At 67.4% G+C, this 18,210-nt stretch carries 17 protein-coding genes; 6 read left to right on the top strand and 11 right to left on the bottom strand.

Annotation, left to right across the window (positions count from 1 at the left end):
• The 3 genes from G6N59_RS24445 (at position 1) to mddA (ending at position 3,876) form a co-directional block, all read left to right on the top strand.
• A complete protein-coding gene (locus G6N59_RS24445) occupies positions 1–924 on the top strand; it encodes a family 2A encapsulin nanocompartment shell protein (RefSeq protein ID WP_138229507.1) in 924 nt (307 codons plus the stop codon).
• Positions 911–2,773, top strand: coding sequence for a family 2A encapsulin nanocompartment cargo protein cysteine desulfurase (locus tag G6N59_RS24440; RefSeq protein ID WP_163911683.1), 1,863 nt, complete (start codon positions 911–913; stop codon positions 2,771–2,773). Before G6N59_RS24445 ends, G6N59_RS24440 begins: the two co-directional genes overlap by 14 nt.
• Positions 2,774–3,114: 341 nt before the next feature.
• Positions 3,115–3,876 (top strand): methanethiol S-methyltransferase, encoded by a 762-nt coding sequence (gene mddA, locus G6N59_RS24435; protein WP_138229505.1) that lies wholly within the window; start codon positions 3,115–3,117, stop codon positions 3,874–3,876.
• Between the two features lie 58 nt (positions 3,877–3,934).
• Here the strand turns inward: mddA and lepA are convergent, their stop codons facing one another.
• Positions 3,935–5,782 carry a translation elongation factor 4 gene (gene lepA / locus G6N59_RS24430; RefSeq protein ID WP_138229504.1) on the bottom strand — a complete coding sequence of 616 codons (1,848 nt, stop codon included), beginning with the start codon at positions 5,780–5,782 and terminating at the stop codon, positions 3,935–3,937.
• A 94-nt stretch (positions 5,783–5,876) separates the two neighbouring features.
• Here lepA and G6N59_RS24425 point away from each other — a divergent pair, with 94 nt between their 5' ends.
• Positions 5,877–6,491 (top strand): type II toxin-antitoxin system PemK/MazF family toxin, encoded by a 615-nt coding sequence (locus tag G6N59_RS24425; protein WP_138229503.1) that lies wholly within the window; start codon positions 5,877–5,879, stop codon positions 6,489–6,491.
• A 106-nt stretch (positions 6,492–6,597) separates the two neighbouring features.
• On the opposite strand, the gene G6N59_RS24420 is transcribed toward G6N59_RS24425, so the two are convergent.
• The 5 genes from G6N59_RS24420 to G6N59_RS24400 all read right to left on the bottom strand — a co-directional run bounded on the left by G6N59_RS24420 (position 6,598) and on the right by G6N59_RS24400 (position 11,346).
• On the bottom strand, positions 6,598–7,206 hold the full coding sequence (locus G6N59_RS24420) for a GNAT family N-acetyltransferase (protein WP_138229502.1): 609 nt from the start codon (positions 7,204–7,206) through the stop codon (positions 6,598–6,600).
• A 179-nt stretch (positions 7,207–7,385) separates the two neighbouring features.
• On the bottom strand, positions 7,386–7,817 hold the full coding sequence (locus G6N59_RS24415) for a CBS domain-containing protein (protein ID WP_138229501.1): 432 nt from the start codon (positions 7,815–7,817) through the stop codon (positions 7,386–7,388).
• A 67-nt stretch (positions 7,818–7,884) separates the two neighbouring features.
• Entirely contained in the window at positions 7,885–8,724 is an 840-nt protein-coding gene (locus G6N59_RS24410) for a transglutaminase family protein (RefSeq protein WP_138229500.1), read from the bottom strand.
• A gap of 1 nt (position 8,725) precedes the next feature.
• A complete protein-coding gene (locus G6N59_RS24405) occupies positions 8,726–9,697 on the bottom strand; it encodes an alpha-E domain-containing protein (protein WP_138229499.1) in 972 nt (323 codons plus the stop codon).
• Positions 9,697–11,346: a circularly permuted type 2 ATP-grasp protein gene (locus G6N59_RS24400; RefSeq protein WP_234884139.1), complete on the bottom strand. Its 1,650-nt coding sequence runs from the start codon at positions 11,344–11,346 to the stop codon at positions 9,697–9,699. The genes G6N59_RS24405 and G6N59_RS24400 overlap by 1 nt, the downstream gene beginning before the upstream one ends.
• Before the next feature lie 227 nt (positions 11,347–11,573).
• Here G6N59_RS24400 and rpsT point away from each other — a divergent pair, with 227 nt between their 5' ends.
• Complete coding sequence (rpsT, locus tag G6N59_RS24395; protein ID WP_064860034.1) at positions 11,574–11,834, top strand: 30S ribosomal protein S20; 261 nt, start codon at positions 11,574–11,576, stop codon at positions 11,832–11,834.
• Between the two features lie 77 nt (positions 11,835–11,911).
• Here rpsT and holA read toward each other — a convergent pair whose 3' ends face one another.
• Genes holA through G6N59_RS24375 form a run of 4 tightly spaced genes read right to left on the bottom strand, consistent with a single transcriptional unit; the run spans position 11,912 to position 16,605 of the window.
• Positions 11,912–12,874 carry a DNA polymerase III subunit delta gene (holA, locus tag G6N59_RS24390; protein WP_138229497.1) on the bottom strand — a complete coding sequence of 321 codons (963 nt, stop codon included), beginning with the start codon at positions 12,872–12,874 and terminating at the stop codon, positions 11,912–11,914.
• Positions 12,875–12,907: 33 nt separating this feature from the next.
• Positions 12,908–14,263, bottom strand: a complete 1,356-nt coding sequence (locus G6N59_RS24385; RefSeq protein ID WP_138229496.1) for a type I glutamate--ammonia ligase — start codon at positions 14,261–14,263, stop codon at positions 12,908–12,910.
• A 30-nt stretch (positions 14,264–14,293) separates the two neighbouring features.
• The gene (locus G6N59_RS24380) at positions 14,294–15,790 is read right to left on the bottom strand and encodes a ComEC/Rec2 family competence protein (RefSeq protein WP_138229495.1); all 1,497 of its coding nucleotides are present in this window, start codon (positions 15,788–15,790) and stop codon (positions 14,294–14,296) included.
• Entirely contained in the window at positions 15,787–16,605 is an 819-nt protein-coding gene (locus G6N59_RS24375) for a ComEA family DNA-binding protein (protein WP_138229494.1), read from the bottom strand. The genes G6N59_RS24380 and G6N59_RS24375 overlap by 4 nt, the downstream gene beginning before the upstream one ends.
• A gap of 179 nt (positions 16,606–16,784) precedes the next feature.
• Between G6N59_RS24375 and G6N59_RS24370 the strand changes: the two genes are divergently transcribed.
• A complete protein-coding gene (locus G6N59_RS24370; protein WP_138229493.1) occupies positions 16,785–17,834 on the top strand; it encodes an NAD(P)H-dependent amine dehydrogenase family protein in 1,050 nt (349 codons plus the stop codon).
• A gap of 11 nt (positions 17,835–17,845) precedes the next feature.
• Here G6N59_RS24370 and G6N59_RS24365 read toward each other — a convergent pair whose 3' ends face one another.
• On the bottom strand, positions 17,846–18,049 hold the full coding sequence (locus G6N59_RS24365; protein WP_138229492.1) for a hypothetical protein: 204 nt from the start codon (positions 18,047–18,049) through the stop codon (positions 17,846–17,848).
• Positions 18,050–18,210 lie beyond the last annotated feature (161 nt).

The following is an 18,210-nucleotide window of genomic DNA, read 5'->3' as shown; positions in this document are numbered from 1 at the left end:
ATGACGTCTGCGCAGAACGAATCGCAGGCCCTCGGCGATCTCGCCGCAAGGCAGCTCGCCAATGCCACCAAGACAGTTCCGCAACTGTCGACCATCACGCCGCGATTCCTGCTGCACCTGCTGAGCTGGGTCCCCGTCGAGGCCGGTATCTACCGCGTCAACCGCGTGGTGAACCCCGAGCAGGTCGCCATCCACGCCGAGCAGGGTTCCGGCAACGAGGATCCGCTGCCGGAGACCTACGTCGACTACGAGACGAGCCCGCGCGAGTACACGCTGCGGTCCATCTCGACGCTGCTCGACGTGCACACCCGGGTGTCCGACCTGTACTCCAGCCCGCACGACCAGGTCGCCCAGCAGCTGCGCCTGACCATCGAGACCATCAAGGAACGCCAGGAGTCCGAGCTGATCAACAACCCGGAGTACGGGTTGCTGTCGCAGGTCACTCCCGAGCAGACCATCCAGACGCTGCGCGGCACGCCGACCCCCGATGATCTCGACTCGCTGATCACCAAGGTGTGGAAGACCCCCGCGTTCTTCCTGACCAACCCGCTCGGGGTGGCGGCATTCGGCCGGGAAGCCACCCGTCGTGGCGTGCCGCCACCAGTGGTCAGCCTGTTCGGCGCCCAGTTCATCACCTGGCGCGGAATCCCGATCATCCCGTCGGACAAGGTGCCGGTCGTGGACGGGAAGACGAAGTTCATCCTGGTCCGCACCGGCGAGGAGCGCCAGGGCGTGGTCGGCCTGTTCCAGCCCGGCCTGGTCGGCGAGCAGGCCCCGGGCCTGTCGGTCCGCTTCACCGGCATCAACCGGTCGGCCATCGCGTCCTACCTGGTCACGCTGTACTCGTCGCTGGCGGTGCTCACCGACGATGCGCTGGCAGTCCTCGAGGACGTCGGAGTGGACCACTTCCATGAGTACAAGTGACCAGCCACTGAGCGACGCGGAACTGTCGACACTGGCCAGCCAGTTGTTCGCCACCAGCTTCCGGCCCGGTCCGGACAGCCCGCCGGTGACCACCCAGGTGGCACCGCGTGGGGTGGCCCCGGATGCGACCACCGGGACGTCGGCGGGCGCCACTGCCGCCGGTCTGGCACACCCGGGCACGCCGGCCGAGTTCGTTTCGGTGCCGGAGCTGTTCGCGCCGGCCCCGACTTCGCCTGGGCCGGAAGGGAATCCGCCAGGCACGGCGCCGGTCGCACCGCGCGGTAATGCGGTGAGCCCGGTCGCGCCGTTCGGTGGGCTGGAGGCGTTCGCCGTGCCAGACCTCTCCCCGTCGCTTCGCTCGCCCCTGACGCGTCTGGTCCCGACGGTGCCGGGCGTGCTGGCGTCGGCTCCACCGTCGGCTCCCCCCGCACTGAGCCCTTCCCCGTCGCTTCGCTCGCCCCAGCGCGGCTCCGCACCGACCTGGTCGGGTGCCGTCCCTTCGGTGCCGCAGCTCAACTGGACCGATTCCCCGGAACCGTCCGAGGATGCCGGGAATTACTACTTCCTGCAGTCCCCGGCCGTGGCTGCTGAGCCCGTCGAACCGGTGCCGTCCATTCGGGATGATCACGAGGTCTTCGACGTCCACGCGATCCGCGCCGATTTCCCGATCCTGAAGGAGACGGTCAACGGCAAGCCGCTGATCTGGTTCGACAACGCGGCGACCACGCAGAAGCCGCAGTCGGTCATCGACCGGTTGGCGTACTTCTACGCCCACGAGAACTCCAACATCCACCGCGCGGCGCATGAGTTGGCGGCGCGGGCCACGGATGCCTACGAGGACGCCCGCGAGGCGGTTCGCCGGTTCATCGGGGCGTCGAAGACCGAAGAGATCATCTTCGTTCGCGGCACCACCGAGGCCATCAACCTGGTGGCGTACTCGTGGGGTGGCAAGCACCTGGGCCCGGGTGACGAGATCGTCATCACCCACCTGGAGCACCACGCCAATATCGTTCCGTGGCAGCTGATTGCACAGCAGACGGGCGCGGTGATCAAAGTCGCGCCGGTCGACGACGCGGGCAACCTGCTGCTCGGCGAGTTCGAGGACCTACTGGGTCCGCGGACGAAACTGGTTGCGGCCACGCAGGTTTCGAATGCGTTGGGCACGGTGACGCCGGTCAAGACCATCGTCGAACTGGGCCACCGCTACGGGGCCCGCGTGCTGATCGACGGTGCGCAGTCCGTCCCGCACATCCCGATCGATGTCGCCGAACTCGGTGCGGATTTCTTCGTGTTCTCCGGGCACAAGATATTCGGGCCGACGGGCATCGGGGTGCTGTACGGACGCGAGGACGTGCTGGCCGAAACACCGCCCTGGCAGGGCGGCGGCAACATGATCGCCGACGTGACGCTGGAGCGTTCGGTGTTCCAGGGACCGCCGAACAAGTTCGAGGCCGGCACCGGCAACATCGCCGACGCGGTCGGGCTCGGCGAGGCGATCCGGTATGTGGAACGCATTGGCATCGAACGAATTGCGGCGTACGAGCACGCCCTGCTGGAGTACGCCACCCCGCGGTTGGCGGCCATTCCGGGGGTGCGGCTCGTGGGCACGGCCGACGAGAAGGCCAGCGTGCTGTCCTTCGTGTTGGCCGGGCACGAACCACTCGAGGTCGGCAAGGCGCTGAACGCCGAGGGCATCGCGGTGCGGGCCGGGCATCACTGTGCCCAGCCCATCCTGCGGCGTCTGGGACTCGAAGCGACGGTGCGTCCGTCGTTCGCGTTCTACAACACGTTCGAGGAGATCGACGTGTTCATCGACGCGGTCCGCCGGATCGCCGAGGGCAGCCCGTAACCCCTACTGCGCGAGCAGTCCCCCGCAAGCGGGCGGTACCCCCAGTGAAGACCCTCAAATTCATCAGAATTTGAGGGTCTTCACGTCTGCTCGGCGCCGGCTCGGGCCATTCCCACCCGGCCGATTTAGGCATACATTGAGCATGTGACCAGGGGCTGCGGCACCAGGTATGGCTTCACGGACCGGCAGTCTGCCGGCCCCTCCTCCCACGCTGCGGTCGGGCTGCCGCACATCATTCGTTTCCGCCATCCAGGCCGCATCTAGGGCCTGCCCCGACACTGCGTGCAAGTCGACCGGTGCGGACGGCGTCACCGGAACATTTCCGAGAATCGGAGGACAGGATGAAGCGCTATCTGACACTTGGCTACGGCGCGCTGTGTTACGCGGTGTTCCTGGTCTCGTTCCTCTATGCCATCGGCTTCGTGGGCAACGTGGTGGTGCCCCGCACGGTCGATCATGGGATCACCGCATCGATCGGCGAGGCGGTGGTGGTCAACCTGATCCTGCTCGGCCTGTTCGCGGTGCAACACAGCGTGATGGCGCGGCCGGCGTTCAAACGGATGTGGACGCGCATCGTGCCGCAGTCCATCGAACGCAGCACCTACGTCCTGATGTCGAGCCTGCTGCTGGGCCTGCTCTACTGGCAGTGGCGGACCATGCCCCAGGTCATCTGGCACGTCAGCGCACCGGCCGGGCGCTACGTGCTGCTGACCCTGTTCTGGGCGGGCTGGGCGATCGTGCTGACGTCGACGTTCATGATCAACCACTTCGATCTCTTCGGGCTGCGGCAGGTGTATCTGGCCTGGCGTGGAGAGCCCTACCGCGACTTGGCTTTCCGGACCACGCTGTTCTACCGGGTGGTTCGGCACCCGATCATGGTCGGCTTCATCGTGGCGTTCTGGGCCACCCCGACGATGACGGCGGGGCACTTGATGTTCTCGCTGGCGACCACCGGATACATCCTGATCGCGGTACAGCTCGAGGAGCACGATCTGGTGGCGAGCCTCGGCGATTCCTACCGGCACTACCGCGACGACGTGCCGATGATGATCCCCGGCTTGCACCCGCACCACCACTCAGCGGGCCCGCACCACGCTGCGTAGCTCGCACAAACACAAACTGCCCCAAATCCGTTGATTTGGGGCAGTTTTGCTGTCGCAGCTACTTCTTGGGCTTGTCGCTCGCCGCGTCGGTCGACAGCGCGGCGACGAAGGCCTCCTGCGGAACTTCTACGCGCCCAATGGTTTTCATCCGCTTCTTGCCCTCCTTCTGCTTCTCGAGCAGCTTGCGCTTACGGGTGATGTCACCGCCGTAGCACTTGGAGAGCACGTCCTTGCGGATGGCCCGGATGTTCTCGCGGGCAATGATTCTCGAGCCGATGGCCGCCTGCACCGGGACCTCGAACTGCTGGCGGGGAATCAGTTCCTTGAGCTTGCTCGTCATCTTGTTGCCATAGGCCGACGCCGAATCCTTGTGCACGATGGCGCTGAACGCGTCGACGGCCTCGCCCTGCAGCAGGATATCGACCTTCACCAGGTCGGCTTCCTGCTCGCCGGCCTCTTCGTAGTCGAGGCTGGCGTAGCCACGGGTGCGGGACTTCAGCGAGTCGAAGAAGTCGAAGATGATCTCGCCGAGCGGCATGGTGTAGCGCAGCTCGACGCGTTCCGGGGACAGGTAGTCCATCCCGCCCAGCTCGCCGCGACGCTGCTGGCACAGCTCCATGATGGTGCCGATGAACTCGCTGGGCGCGATCACCGTCGTCTTCACGACGGGCTCAAAGACGCTGCGCACCTTGCCTTCTGGCCAGTCCGACGGGTTCGTGACGACCATCTCGGTGTTGTCGTCCTTGATCACCCGGTAGACCACGTTGGGCGAGGTGGAGATCAGGTCCAGGTTGAACTCGCGCTCCAGGCGCTCGCGCGTGATCTCCATGTGAAGCAGGCCCAGGAAGCCGCAGCGGAAGCCGAAGCCAAGGGCCACGGAGGTTTCCGGCTCGTAGGTCAGCGCGGCATCGTTGAGCTGCAGCTTGTCCAGCGCCTCTCGCAGTACCGGATAGTCCGAGCCGTCCACCGGGTAAAGCCCCGAGTACACCATCGGCCGGGGTTCGCGGTAGCCCGTCAGCGCCTCAGTCGCCCCGTTACGGGCCGAGGTCACCGTGTCACCCACCTTCGACTGGCGGACGTCCTTCACGCCGGTGATCAGGTAGCCGACCTCGCCCACGCCCAGCCCGTCGGAAGCCTTGGGCTCCGGCGAGACGATGCCGACCTCGAGCAGCTCGTGTGTCGCCCCGGTGGACATCATCTTGATCTTCTCGCGCGGGTTCAGCTTGCCGTCCACCACGCGGACGTAGGTGACCACACCGCGGTAGATGTCGTAGACGGAGTCGAAGATCATCGCCCGCGCGGGTGCGTCGGCGTCGCCGACGGGGGCGGGGATCAGTCGCACCACCTCGTCGAGGAGTTCGCGCACGCCCTCGCCGGTCTTGCCGGAGACGCGCAGCACATCGCTGGGTTCGCAGCCGATGATGTGGGCGATCTCACCGGCATACCGATCGGGGTCGGCGGCGGGCAGGTCGATCTTGTTGAGCACCGGGATGATCGTCAGATCGCGGTCCAGCGCCAGGTACAGGTTGGCCAGCGTCTGCGCCTCGATGCCCTGAGCGGCGTCGACCAGCAGCACCGCGCCCTCACAGGCCTCCAGTGCGCGCGACACCTCGTAGGTGAAGTCGACGTGGCCCGGGGTGTCGATGAGATGCAGCACGAACTGCTCGCCGTTGACCTCCCACGGCAGCCGCACGTTCTGCGCCTTGATGGTGATACCGCGTTCCCGCTCGATGTCCATGCGGTCGAGGTACTGGGCTCGCATGTCCCGGTCGGCAACCACACCGGTGATTCCCAGCATGCGGTCGGCCAGGGTGGACTTGCCGTGGTCAATATGGGCGATGATGCAGAAGTTCCGAATCTGCGCCGGCGCAGTGAACGTCTTGTCGGCGAAACTGCTGATGGGAATCTCCTGGTGACGATGGGTCCGCGCGTATCACGCGCGACTACCAGGGTATCTAGCGAGGACCCCGGCGGCTAAATCGCGGGCCGGAAACTCCCCTATGCTCGAAGTCATGGCGTCGCAGTGGAGGACGTTCCAGCGTTTCGCGGAACAACTGGTGTTCAACGAGGCGCCCAAGCTCATCCGCAATCTGCAGCAGCCTGACGGGCTGTCTCGGACCATCCAGCAGGGGATCCGGTTCGGCATCGAAGTGGGACTGACCGCGCTCGGCGCGGTTCCGGCGGAGCCGCAGGCGGCCATCACCGCGGGACGGCCGGTCACCGAGAACATCGTCCCCACCGCGCACCGCGCCCGGCGCATCGTCTACTCGCCCGACCTGGACGGCAAGGCCGACCCCGGCGAGATCGTCTGGACCTGGGTCGTCTACGAAGACGACCCGACCCGCGGCAAGGACCGCCCCGTGCTGGTGGTGGGTCGCGACCGCACGACGCTGCTGGGCCTGATGGTGTCCAGCCAGGACCGGTACCAGGGCGACCCCGACTGGGTGGGCATCGGCTCCGGCAGCTGGGACTACGAGGGACGCGCCAGCTGGGTGCGACTCGACCGGGTGCTCGATGTGCCCGAGGAAGGCATCCGCCGCGAAGGCGCGATCCTCGAACGCGACAAGTTCGAGATCATCGCCGCCCGCCTCCGGGCCGGCTATTCCTGGAGCTAGTCCCCCGCCCCTCGCTCCCGCGAGCGTGCGGGTTTGTCCGGCGACACGCCGCTTTCCCCGTGCACTCAGCGACCGCTCGCGCCCGACGAGAGTGCAATGAGCGCACCTACCGAGGCTGCCGCCACATCGGAATCAGGCTGGGTCCGCCGTTCGGCAGCACCATCTCGCCGGTGACCTCGAATCCGAACCGCTCGTAATACGGCACGTTCACGGGGTTGCTCGACTCCAGATAGGCCGGTGCATGTTCGGCGTCGACGCGGTCCAACCGGGACTTCATCAGCGCCTGACCGAACCCGCCGCCGCGAACCAGAGGGTCACTACCGATTACCGCCAGATACCAGTGCGGCTCCTCAGGATGATGCTTCTTCATCAGTTCGGAAGCCGCCTGCCCGCGCAGCACGGCCGTGCCCAACGTCAGCAGCATGATGGGCGCGATCCGCAGCTCGTCGCCGCGCGTCTGCCGCCACGTCCCCGGCGGATCCCACAATGCCGCCGCGCCGATGCCGTCCCCCGACGAAGCGACCTCGACGCCGCCGTGGTCCAGATGCTGGTACTTGGCGAGCGCCGCGAACAGGCGCGGCAGTCGGCGCCGACGCGCTCCGTCGTCGGGAATCATCCACTTCATGACCGGATCGTCGGCGAAAGCGCGGGCGAGGGTGTGCGACAAAGCACCGGTGTCGGAACGAGTGGCCGCACGGGTCTGAATTTCACGCATGCCGCCAGCTTGCCGCGAACCGTCACGCTGATGCACGCGTCGCCCGATCTTCGGACAGTCCGTGCCCGTTCGCGGCCCGTGAGTGGGCGCACATTGCACGCCGAAACCGGCGCGTCGCCGGACAAACACGCGCGCTCGCGAGCGGGAGGTGCCCCCAGCTCGCGGGAGAAGGCGAGGAGCTAACCGCCTTGGTTGATGTAGTCCTGTAGGTGTTGCTGCTCGGTCTCGAGCTCTTCCATCCGGGTCTTGACGATGTCGCCGATGCTGACGATGCCGGCCAGCCGACCGTCGTCGAGGACGGGCACGTGCCGCACCCGGTTCTGGGTCATCAGGACCACGAGGTGGTCGACGGTGTCGCGCGGAGTGCAGGTGGCCAGGACGGTCGTCATGATCTCCGAAACCGGCTGGCCCAGTAGACCCCCGCCACGCTTGTGCAGCTCGCGCACCACGTCGCGTTCGGACACGATGCCGGCCAGGCCTTCGGGTCCGACCACCACCATCGCGCCGATGTTCAGGGCTGCCAGGCTGGCCAGCAGCTGGGACACCGTGGTCGTTGGAGCTATGGTCGCTACCGCGGCACCCTTGTTGCTCAGTACGTCCGCGATCCGCATCGCCCACCTCCGATCGTGATCTACCTCACATCTATGGTAGTCGGCGCCCGGCGGTTAGACGGGAAAGTCAAGCGAGCCGGGTGATTTCCACGACGACGTCCAGATCGGTGGACCCCTCGCCCGAGTAGATGCCCTTGAGCGGCGTGACGTCCGCGTAGTCCCGTCCCACTGCGACGGTCACGTACTGCTCGCTGATCTCGACGTCGTTGGTCGGGTCGTAGTCCCACCAGCCGCCGGTCCAGGCCTGCACCCAGGCGTGGCTCTGCCCCTCGATGGTGTCGCCGACCTCGGCCCTGCGCTGCGGATGCAGGTAGCCGGACACGTAACGCGCCGGAATCCCCATGCTGCGCAACAAAATCAGCGTCAGGTGCGCGAAGTCCTGGCACACCCCCTTGCCTTCACGCAGCGCGTCCAGCCCGGACGAATGCACGCCGGTGGTGCCCGGGACATAGTCCAGTTCGGTGTTGATCCAGTTCGCCGCGGCGACCACCGCTTCCTGCGGGTCGTAGTACTTCATGATCCGCTGGCCGACCCGCTGCAGGCGCTTGCTGACCGGCGTGTACGCCGTCGGCACGAGCAGTTCGTCAAATCGGTCACGCACGCCGCCGCCGGCCAGGTCGTCCCACGTGACCAGTTCCGCAGGCATCTCACCCTTGTCGGTCTCGACGACCGACGACGACGTCACCTCCAGTTCGGTGTGCGGCGCGTGCAGATCGAAGGCTGTCACCGCCGTGCCCCAGTAGTCGATGTACCGGTACGAGCGGGTGGCCGGCGTGGTCTCGACCCGGTTGAGGATGACGTTCTGTCGCGAGTCCGAGCGCGGCGTCAAGCGAGCTTCGTTGAACGACGCCGTCACCGCTGACTTGTAGGCATACCCCGTGGCATGGACAACTCTGAGCCGCCACATATCAGATCTCACCTTCCTCGATGACCGCCACCGGGTGGCCCGCGTCGGTCCACGCGACCCACGGCGCCGCGTGAAAGTACTCCAGCGCCAACGCTTCTCCGATTTCCCGGCAGCTGCGTTGCAGACCGGCCAGGCGCGCCTCCAGGGAGTCCAGCAGCAGACCCGGCCGCAGGAACTCCAACTCGCTGCGGGCCCGGCCGAGCAGGCGCTGCGCCTCCCCGGTGGCACCGACCCGATCATGCGGCCGGTGGTGCAGTTCGTCCAGATGCCGCTCGGCCACCCGGAGCGAGTAGAACACCGACCGCGGAAACAGCCTGTCCAGCAACATGAATTCGACAACGCGGCCGGCGTCCAGCACGCCGCGGTAGGTGCGCAGATAGGTGTCGTGGGCACCGGCCGAGCGCAGCACCGTCACCCATGCCGGCGACGACGCACTGTCACCGACGCGGGCCAGCAGCAGGCGCACCGTCATGTCGACGCGCTCGATCGACCGGCCCAGCATCATGAAGCGGTAGCCGTCGTCACGCGACAGCGTCGAGTCGGCCAGGCCGGCGAACATCGCCGCGCGTCCTTCCACGAAGCTCAGAAATTCGTGCGGTCCAAGCTTTCTGGCCGCCCGCTCGCGGTCTGCCAGGGCGTTGTAGGTGGTGTTGAGGCACTCCCACATTTCGGTGGACGTGACTTCCCGTGCACCGCGGGCATTTTCCCGGGCGGCCGAGATCGACTCGACGATCGAATTCTGTCCGTCACCACGACCGAAGGCGACCAGGTCGGTCAAGGACCACATGTTCAGTGGGGCCGCGGGTGGCGCGATCCCCAAGACCCGCAGCAACGTTCGCGATGCCACGTCGGGGTCGACGCTCGAGTCCTCCAGCAACTGATGCACGGTGACGTCCAAGATGCGGGCGGTGTCGTCGGCGCGCTCGACGTAGCGGCCGATCCAGTACAGCGATTCGGCATTACGGGCCAACATCAGTGCATCACCGCCTGTTGCTGTTGCTGTTGCTGTGCGGTTTGCACGGTTTGTTGCGGGGGTCCGTCAGCGGCCGCCTGACCGGCAGACGGCAACGAGCGGACGACTTCGGCAGCGGCGAGCTCGCGGTCGGCGGTCGACGCCCGTGACGCCAGCACCCACGTGTCCTTCGATCCCCCACCCTGGCTGGAGTTGACCACCAGCGAGCCCTCCGGGAGCGCCACGCGAGTCAGCCCGCCCGGCAACACCCACACGTCGTCGCCGTCGTTGACGGCGAAGGGCCGCAGGTCGACGTGCCGCGGGGCGAGCTTGTCGCCGATCCGCGTCGGCACCGTCGACAGCTGCACCACCGGCTGAGCGATCCAGCCACGCGGGTCGGCGCGAACCTTTTTCGAGATCGCGGCGATCTCCTTCTCCGAGGCGTCCGGCCCGAAGACGATGCCGTAGCCGCCAGAGCCTTCGACGGGCTTGATGACCAGTTCGCGGATCCGGTCGAGCACTTCCTCGCACTCGTCGTCGAGCCAACAGCGGTAGGTGTCCACGTTCGCCAGCAGCGGCTTCTCGCCCAGGTAGTACTCGATGATCGTCGGCACGTACGTGTAGACCAGCTTGTCGTCGCCGACCCCGTTGCCCACCGCGCTGGAGATGACGACGTTGCCCGCCCGCGCCGCGTTGAGCAGGCCGGCGACACCGAGCACCGTGTCGGGCCGGAACTGCATGGGGTCGAGGTACATGTCGTCGATCCGGCGGTAGATGACGTCCACCTGGCGCTCGCCTTCGGTGGTGCGCATGTAGACGACGTTGTCGCGGCAGAACAGATCACGGCCCTCGACCAGTTCGACGCCCATCTGCCGGGCCAGCAGGGAGTGCTCGAAGTAGGCCGAGTTGTAGACGCCCGGAGTGAGAACCACCACGGTCGGGTCCGCCTCGTTCGCTGCCGCCGCATTGCGCAGGGCCCGCAGCAGGTGCGACGAATAGTCACCGACCGCCCGGACCCGGTGCGTGGCGAAGAGGTTGGGGAACACCCGGGCCATGGTGCGCCGGTTCTCCATGACGTATGACACGCCGGACGGCGAGCGCAGGTTGTCCTCGAGCACCCGGAAGTCGCCCTTGTCGTCGCGGACGAGGTCGATGCCCGCGACGTGGATCCGGACGCCATTGGGCGGGACGATGCCGGCGGCCTCCCGGTGGAAATGCTCGCACGAGGTCACCAGCCGGCGCGGGATCACGCCGTCACGCAGGATCTCCTGATCGCCGTAGACGTCGTCGAGGTACATCTCGAGCGCCTTAACCCGCTGCTTGATGCCCTTTTCCAGCTTCGACCACTCGGCCGCCGAGATGACCCTGGGCACCAGATCCAGCGGGAACGGCCGCTCCTGACCCGAAAGCGAGAACGTGATGCCCTGGTCGGTGAACGCCCGGCCGAGCGCTTCGGACCGGGCTGCCAGCTCGGACGCGTCGGAAGGCGCCAGCTCGGCGAACACGCCCTTGTAGAGACCGCGCACGGCGCCGTCGGCGTCGAACATCTCGTCGTACGCCTCGGTGTAGCTGTCGACGTCGTCGTACCCGTCGAACACACCGTCGTAGCGATTCCCTGGGGTGGTGCGCCGCGTCCGAGCGGGAGCACTGCGCGATGTCCGTGGGCTCATGGCAGACATGCTGCATCAACCTGGCAGTTTCGGCAGGGCAACTTGGCATTCATCGATATGCTGGGGTCGTCGCCAGCCAGTGCGCGTATGCCGCGCTTTGGGGATTTCACGTGGACGCTGGTAACCTGAACAGTCGCTGCCCGTCGATGGGCGAAGAGCACAGACTTAAGACCGAGCATGCCCGTCCCAGAGCATGCCCAAATTGAGATTTAGAAGGAACGACACGCGTGGCCAACATCAAGTCGCAGGAAAAGCGCATCCGCACCAACGAGCGTGCCCGGCTGCGCAACCAGTCGGTGAAGTCGGCGCTGCGTACGGCTATCCGCGGCTTCCGTGAGGCCGTCGAGGCGGGCGAGAAGGACAAGGCCGGCGAGCTGCTCGTTGCCACCAACCGCAAGCTGGACAAGGCCGCCACCAAGGGTGTCATCCACAAGAACCAGGCCGCCAACAAGAAGTCGGCGCTGACCCTGGCCTTCAACAAGCTCTGAGCTGAGCCTGTAGTCTTCGCAAAACCGCGGCCCGTTGATAGAGCCGCGGTTTTGTTGTGTTCAGAGACTGACCCGTCTCAGCGGTCGGCCAACTCGGCGACGCGACGCACCGCCGACTCCAGCGCGTAGTCGGCACTGGCCGCGGCGCCCTTGACATCCGCGTTCAACGACGCGACGACTCGCAGCGCCTCGGCCACAGTGTCCCGGGACCAGCGCCGGGCCTGCTTCTGGGCCTTCTGGACGCGCCACGGCGGCATACCCAACTCCCCCGCCAACCGGTACGGGTCACCCGACAAGCCACCGACGCGCGCGATCGAATGCACCGCCTCGGCCAGCGCATCGGCCAGCACCACATGCGGTACGCCGCCCGCCATCGCCCAGCGCAATGCTTCGGCGACACCGCTGACATCACCCGAAACGGCCTTGTCGGCGATGTCGAAGCCGTTCACCTCCGCCTTGCCGGAGTGATAGCGGCGCACGGCCGCAACATCGATCTGCCCCCCGGTGTCGGCCACCAGCTGTGAGCACGCCGCGGCCAGTTCGCGGATGTCCGAGCCGACCGAGTCGAGCACGGCATTGATGGCGTCGTCGCTGACCTTGACCTTCAGCGACCGGAATTCCTTGCGGACGAAGTCGGCACGCTCGGCGGCCTTGGTGATCTTGGCGCACAGATGCACGTCGGCGCCCAGCTTTTTGAGCTGATCCGCCAGCGCCTTGGCACGGCCGCCACCGGAGTGCACGACGACGAGCATGGTGCCGCCCGGCAGGTCGGCCGCGGCGTCCGCGATGAGGGCGACAGCGTCCTTACCGGCTTCGGCCGCAGACTCCAGGACCACCACGCGTTCCTCGGCGAACAGCGACGGGCTCAGCAGTTCGGCGAGCTCGCTGGTAGACACGTCGCCGGCGCGCAGCCGGTCGACTGGCACGTTGTCGTTGCCGGCGAGCTTGCGTGCGGCCCGCAGTACATCGGCCACCGCACGCTCGACCAGCAATTCCTCGTCGCCCAGCACCAGATGCAACGCCTCGGTCGATCCACTCACCCGTTGATCGTTTCATGGCGGGCCGACAGGCACTCACACGCTCCACGACAGCCGGAACTTCTCCGTCAGTTCGGTATCGGAAAGTCCGCCGTAGTTCTGTTGCTCGTAGCCGCGCACAGCCAAGACGGCGTCCACCGCCGCGTCGCCGAGAATGTCGCGGACCACGGTGCTGCCCCGCAGCGCATCGAGAACCTCGGCCTGCTTCGCGGGCAGTGTCACCACCCGCGCGTGCTCACGTTGGGCTTCGGTCAGGGAACCCGGGTCGACGGTGACCTCGGGCGGCAGCGGCAGCTCCCGGGTGATGCCGTCCAGCGCCAACCCGAGGATGGTGGCCGACGCAAGGTACGGATTGGCCGACGGGTCGACGATCTTCACCTCGACATTGGCGCCGTACGGATTACCGGATGCGGCGCTGACGAACCGCACCGCGGCCTCCCTGTTCTCGGTGCCCCAGCAGACGTTGGCACCGGACCAGCTCCCCGGCTGGATGCGCAGCCCGGACACGATGGAGCCGCACAAGACCCCCTGCGCGCCGGGCAGACCGGCCAGCAGCCCCGCCACCGCGCACTCGCCCGCCGCCGTCATCCCGCGCATCCCCGAACCGCCGGAGAACACCGGCACTCCATCACGATTCAGCGAAAAGTGCTGATGTGCGCCAGAACCCACGCTGCCGGCGAAAGGCACCGGCGACAGACTGATCCGCAGACCGTGGCGGCGGGCCACCCGTCCGATGATGATCCGCGCGAGCACCAGCTGATCGGCGGCGGCCACCGGATCGCGCGGTGCCAGCGAGAACTCGAATTGGTTGGCGCCATATTCAGGATGGAACTGTTCGATGGACACCCCCGCGGCGCCGGTCGCGTCCATCACGTCGCGGACGAACGCTTCGAATTCGAGCACGCCGGCCAGTCCGTACTGCGCCCACAGCGCGGACGGCAGCTGCGCGCCGTCGGGGCCGACCACCACGAACTCGACCTCATGTCCGACGGAGGCCGTCAACCCGGCCGCCGCCAATCGCTGCGTAACCCGTTGCAGCACACCGCGACCGCAGTGCGGGTCTTGCTTGCCATCCTGGGTGAAGAACGCCCCGGGCGCCCAGGCGAGTCCGTCACCGAGGACGCGTAGACCCGCCAAGTCGACACGCACCCGCCGGTCCCCGACCACACCGGTCTGGTCGCCGAACACGATGCCGGTCTGGTCGATGGCGAACACATGCCACGTCGGGCTGGTGCCCAGCCCGTGGTCGGCGAACACCGCTACCCGGCTGCGTGGAACCACCTTCACTTGCGTCAGGCCCGCGGCATTGACCACGGTGCCGATCAGCGTTCTGACGCCGGCCGCTGCGAGCGCCGCAACCGCCGCCGCGGATTCAGCCGAACGGTCATTCACGTCAATAATTCTGCAACGTGAAGCCTGAATTCACGGGCGTATCGCGCGTCCGCCTTCGGCGGCCAGGGGATCACCGCCTCGTCGCCGACGCCACGCGGCCAGCACCAGGGCCACCCCCACCGTCGTCGTACCGAGCAGGAGCGCGCCGCCCCAACCCGACGGGACACTCACCGCCGCCCCGGGCACCGCGGCACTCCACCGCGCGACATGCAGGAGCCACCACAGTTCCGGCCCGGTGAACCGGATGAGCAGTTGCGCTGCGGCGGGCCAGAACCAGCCCACCGCGGCGGCCGCGGTACCGAGAATGGTGATGGGCGGAATGATCGGTGCCACAAGGAGATTGGCCGCCACCGCGACCAGACTCAGACTTCCCGATATCGCCGCCACCAATGGCGCCGTCACGAGCTGCGCGGCAACGGCGACACACACGGCATCAGCGATCGGTTTCGGCCACCCGCGGCCCACCAGGCGGCGCGACCACCCCGGCGCGATCACCACGAGTCCCGCCGTCGCCACCACCGACAGCGCGAATCCCGCGTCCACGGCGAGCGCCGGCGAGATCACCATCAGCACCAGCACGCTGGCCGACAACGCGGGGATGGCCTGCCGGCGCCGATGCACCAGCAGGCCCATCAGCATCACCGAACCCATTGCCGCAGCTCGCAATACGCTCGGGGACGGCTGCACGATCACGACGAACGCGAACAGCGTCAGCGCCGCCAACGCCACGGCGATCCGCGGCCCGACCAGCGCCGCGCTCAGCAGAACCGCACCGCATACGATCGTCACGTTCGCGCCTGACACCGCGGTCAAGTGCGTCAGTCCGGCCCGCCGAAAGTCCGCTGTGGTGTCCGACTCGACCGCCGACACGTCACCCAGGACCAACCCCGGCAACATCGCGGCCTGATCCGGCGGCAGGGCCAGGCGAGCGGCCTCGCCGAACTCCGCCCGCACGTGCGCCGCCGCGCGCTGCCCCGTCGAGGCAGTCCCGAACCGCGGCGTGCCCACCGCGGCCAGCACAGCCACTGACAGGTCACGCCTCTTGGGCCGGGTGACCCTGGCCCGGAACGCCATCGGGCGGCCGACGCCGACCTCCGAATATCCGAGAGCGGGCGCGAAAACCAGGACCCGCCCTGATGATTCGATGTCCTGAAGCCGCTGCAACGAGGCCATGAACATCAGGCGGCTGCTCTGGATGGTCTTCGGGGACTCGGACGGAGTGACCGTGACCGTCACGGTGGTGCCGAACCGGGACGCCAGCGGATGGGTGTCGACCGCGTGCACGCGCACCGTCGCGACGATCGCGAACGCCGCCCCCACCGCCGCCACAGCGAGCACCGCGCGCCAGCGCACGTCGCCCATTCGCAGTCCGACTCCGACGACGCCCGCCACCGCAACCACCACCGCCGTCAGCGCCGCCCACGGCCCCCACCACACCCCGACCGCGGTCACCGTCCAGCACGTCAGGGCGGCCGGCACCAACCGCAGGTCGATGCCGGGGACGTCCGGCGCGGGACGGTCCGTCACACCTTGACCAAGTCACGCAGTTTCTCCAGCCGGCTCGGGCCGATACCGTCGACCTCGCCCAGCTGATCAACGCTCGTGAACCGGCCGTTGGCCGCACGCCACGCCACGATCGCTTTCGCCATGACCGGACCGATGCCGGGCAACGCGTCGAGTTGGTCCTCGGTAGCGGTGTTGAGATCGACCGGCCCTTGTGAACCAGCGCCCGTTCCATCACCGGACGGCCCCTTCTCCGGCGGGGCGGACGTCGCGCCTGCCGAACTGCGCATCACCGCCGGCGCACCGACTGGAGCGGTGATGCCGACCAGGATCTGCTCGCCATCGGCCACCTTGCGGGCCATGTTCAGGCCGACGAGGTCGGCGCCGGCCAGCGCTCCCCCGGCGGCGGTGACCGCGTCGGCGATGCGCGCACCGGCCGGGAGCGTCACCAGTCCCGGCTTGTGGACAAGGCCGGCGACGCTGACCACGACATCCTCGGCCTTCGCCGGGGGCGCGGGCGCTCCAGGTGCGCTGGACGAAACCATCTGCACCGGAGGCAGTTTCGCCGCCGTCACGGGCGGCTTGTCATCACCGAGCACCGCGATCACGGTCACCAGGACCGCGACCACGCCGACCACGGCAAGTGCGATCACCCCGGCGCGGCCGGGGTCGGCCCGCACCGACGCCAGCCACCCCGGACTGCCGGACACCGCGTCGGGCAACCATCGCGACAGCGAGGTGTCGTCGTTCGGGTCTGGTTCGTCGTCGGGATCCGTCGCATCTCCTGGCTGTGCGGTCAGGCGCCGCTGCGCGCGGTCGGCCGGTGTCTGAGTGACCATGTCCGCGACGTTAGGCACTGCCACCGACCGGAACGCTGCAAAAGTGCCGCCGTGCGAGCCCCCTGTGGATCAATCGCGATCTGTGGATGAATCGTCCGGCCACCGGGACCCCCGACGTCGGGTAGACACCTGCGGCATAGTGTCTAGCGAAAGCGCACAGCCCCAGCGAGGAGGCCTCCATGACCACCGATCGACCACTCCGCGTCATCCAGTGGACCACCGGCAACATCGGCAAGCGGTCCCTGCACGCGATCATCGCTCGTGACGACATGGAACTGGTGGGCGTGTACGCGTACGGCGCCGACAAGGTCGGGGTCGACGCCGCCGAGCTGGCCGGCTGGCCCGAACCGACGGGCATCAAGGCCACGAATGACATCGAAGAACTCGTGGCACTCAAGCCCGACGCCTGCTGCTACAACCCGATCTGGCCCAGCATCGATGAACTGGTCCGCCTGCTCGAGTCGGGCATCAACGTCTGTTCGAGCGCGGCGTGGATCACCGGCGGCAAGCAGTCCCCCGAAGATCTGGCCCGCATCCAGAAGGCCTGCGAGGCAGGCAATTCCACGATCTTCGGCAGCGGCGCCCACCCTGGCCTGACGAACATGATGGGCATGGTGCTGTCCAGCGCGTGCGAGAGCGTCGACGAAATCCGCATCACCGAGTCGGTCGACTGCGGCGTCTACGAGTCGGCGGGAACCATGGCCGCGATGGGATTCGGCAAGGACCCGGAGACCCCCGGGCTGGCCGAGAGCGTCCGGCTGGAGAGCGAAGTGTTCGCCGAGTCGGCCGCGATGACGGCCGACGCCATCGGCGCCAAACTCGACCGGATCACCTTCGACGTCACCTTCACCCCCGCCACCGAAGACTCCGACCTGGGGTTCATGCAGATCCCGAAGGGCACCGTCGCCAGCGTCTACGGGTATCACCGCGGCTGGGTCGGTGGCAAGAACGTTGTCAGCGTCGGCTTCAACTGGATCATGGGCGAACACGTCACGCCGCCGAAGCCGGTGGCGCATGGTCATGTCATCCAGGTGTTCGGCGTGCCCAACATGCGGACCGTCGTGTACTGCCTGCCGTCGACGGACTGGAGCGAGGTCAGCCTCAACGGCCTCGGCATGATCTATACCGCGCTTCCGGTGACCAACGCAGTACCCGCGGTAGTGGCCGCCGCGCCGGGCATCCTGACGCTCAAAGATCTGCCGCCGGTCACCGGCCGATTCACCGGATAGCCCAAAAGCGTTCACAGCCGGTACATTTCGCGCGCCATCAGCGCGTCCTCGAGATAGTCGGCGTGCGTCTCGTACACAGGGCCTGCGGGGCGCTCTTCGGCCAGCCAATGCACCGCCCGGCTGATGACCCGCTCCGCGCTGGTCAACCACCGCGGCACGGTCGGTGCGTGCACGGTCAGCGCGTGTGTCCAGCCGAGGTTCAGGGTGTTGCTCATCATCGTCACCTTTCAGGGGGCAGCGGCGAGGGGTGCCGCGCAGGATTTCAGGGTGCGGTGACGACGAGCCCTGAGCGCGAGTAGACGGGTACTCGAAATCTGACACCCGGGGTCATCCACCAGCTGCGTAGTGCGGCCTGCGCGCGGCACGCACCGCCAAC

This window comes from Mycolicibacterium aubagnense, from assembly GCF_010730955.1.
GTDB classification, from domain to species: Bacteria; Actinomycetota; Actinomycetes; order Mycobacteriales; family Mycobacteriaceae; genus Mycobacterium; species Mycobacterium aubagnense.
This window is presented reverse-complemented; position numbering and strand designations above follow the sequence as displayed.

Excerpts from the sequence above, each read along its gene's own strand:
- G6N59_RS24445 (WP_138229507.1), top strand. The coding sequence starts at position 1 with ATGACGTCTGCGCAGAACGAATCGCAGGCCCTCGGCGATCTCGCCGCA.
- G6N59_RS24440 (WP_163911683.1), top strand. The coding sequence starts at position 911 with ATGAGTACAAGTGACCAGCCACTGAGCGACGCGGAACTGTCGACACTG.
- mddA (WP_138229505.1), top strand. The coding sequence starts at position 3,115 with ATGAAGCGCTATCTGACACTTGGCTACGGCGCGCTGTGTTACGCGGTG.
- G6N59_RS24425 (WP_138229503.1), top strand. The coding sequence starts at position 5,877 with ATGCTCGAAGTCATGGCGTCGCAGTGGAGGACGTTCCAGCGTTTCGCG.
- G6N59_RS24420 (WP_138229502.1), bottom strand. The coding sequence starts at position 7,206 with ATGCGTGAAATTCAGACCCGTGCGGCCACTCGTTCCGACACCGGTGCT.
- G6N59_RS24415 (WP_138229501.1), bottom strand. The coding sequence starts at position 7,817 with ATGCGGATCGCGGACGTACTGAGCAACAAGGGTGCCGCGGTAGCGACC.
- G6N59_RS24410 (WP_138229500.1), bottom strand. The coding sequence starts at position 8,724 with ATGTGGCGGCTCAGAGTTGTCCATGCCACGGGGTATGCCTACAAGTCA.
- G6N59_RS24405 (WP_138229499.1), bottom strand. The coding sequence starts at position 9,697 with ATGTTGGCCCGTAATGCCGAATCGCTGTACTGGATCGGCCGCTACGTC.
- G6N59_RS24400 (WP_234884139.1), bottom strand. The coding sequence starts at position 11,346 with ATGAGCCCACGGACATCGCGCAGTGCTCCCGCTCGGACGCGGCGCACC.
- G6N59_RS24375 (WP_138229494.1), bottom strand. The coding sequence starts at position 16,605 with ATGGTCACTCAGACACCGGCCGACCGCGCGCAGCGGCGCCTGACCGCA.
- G6N59_RS24370 (WP_138229493.1), top strand. The coding sequence starts at position 16,785 with ATGACCACCGATCGACCACTCCGCGTCATCCAGTGGACCACCGGCAAC.
- G6N59_RS24365 (WP_138229492.1), bottom strand. The coding sequence starts at position 18,049 with ATGAGCAACACCCTGAACCTCGGCTGGACACACGCGCTGACCGTGCAC.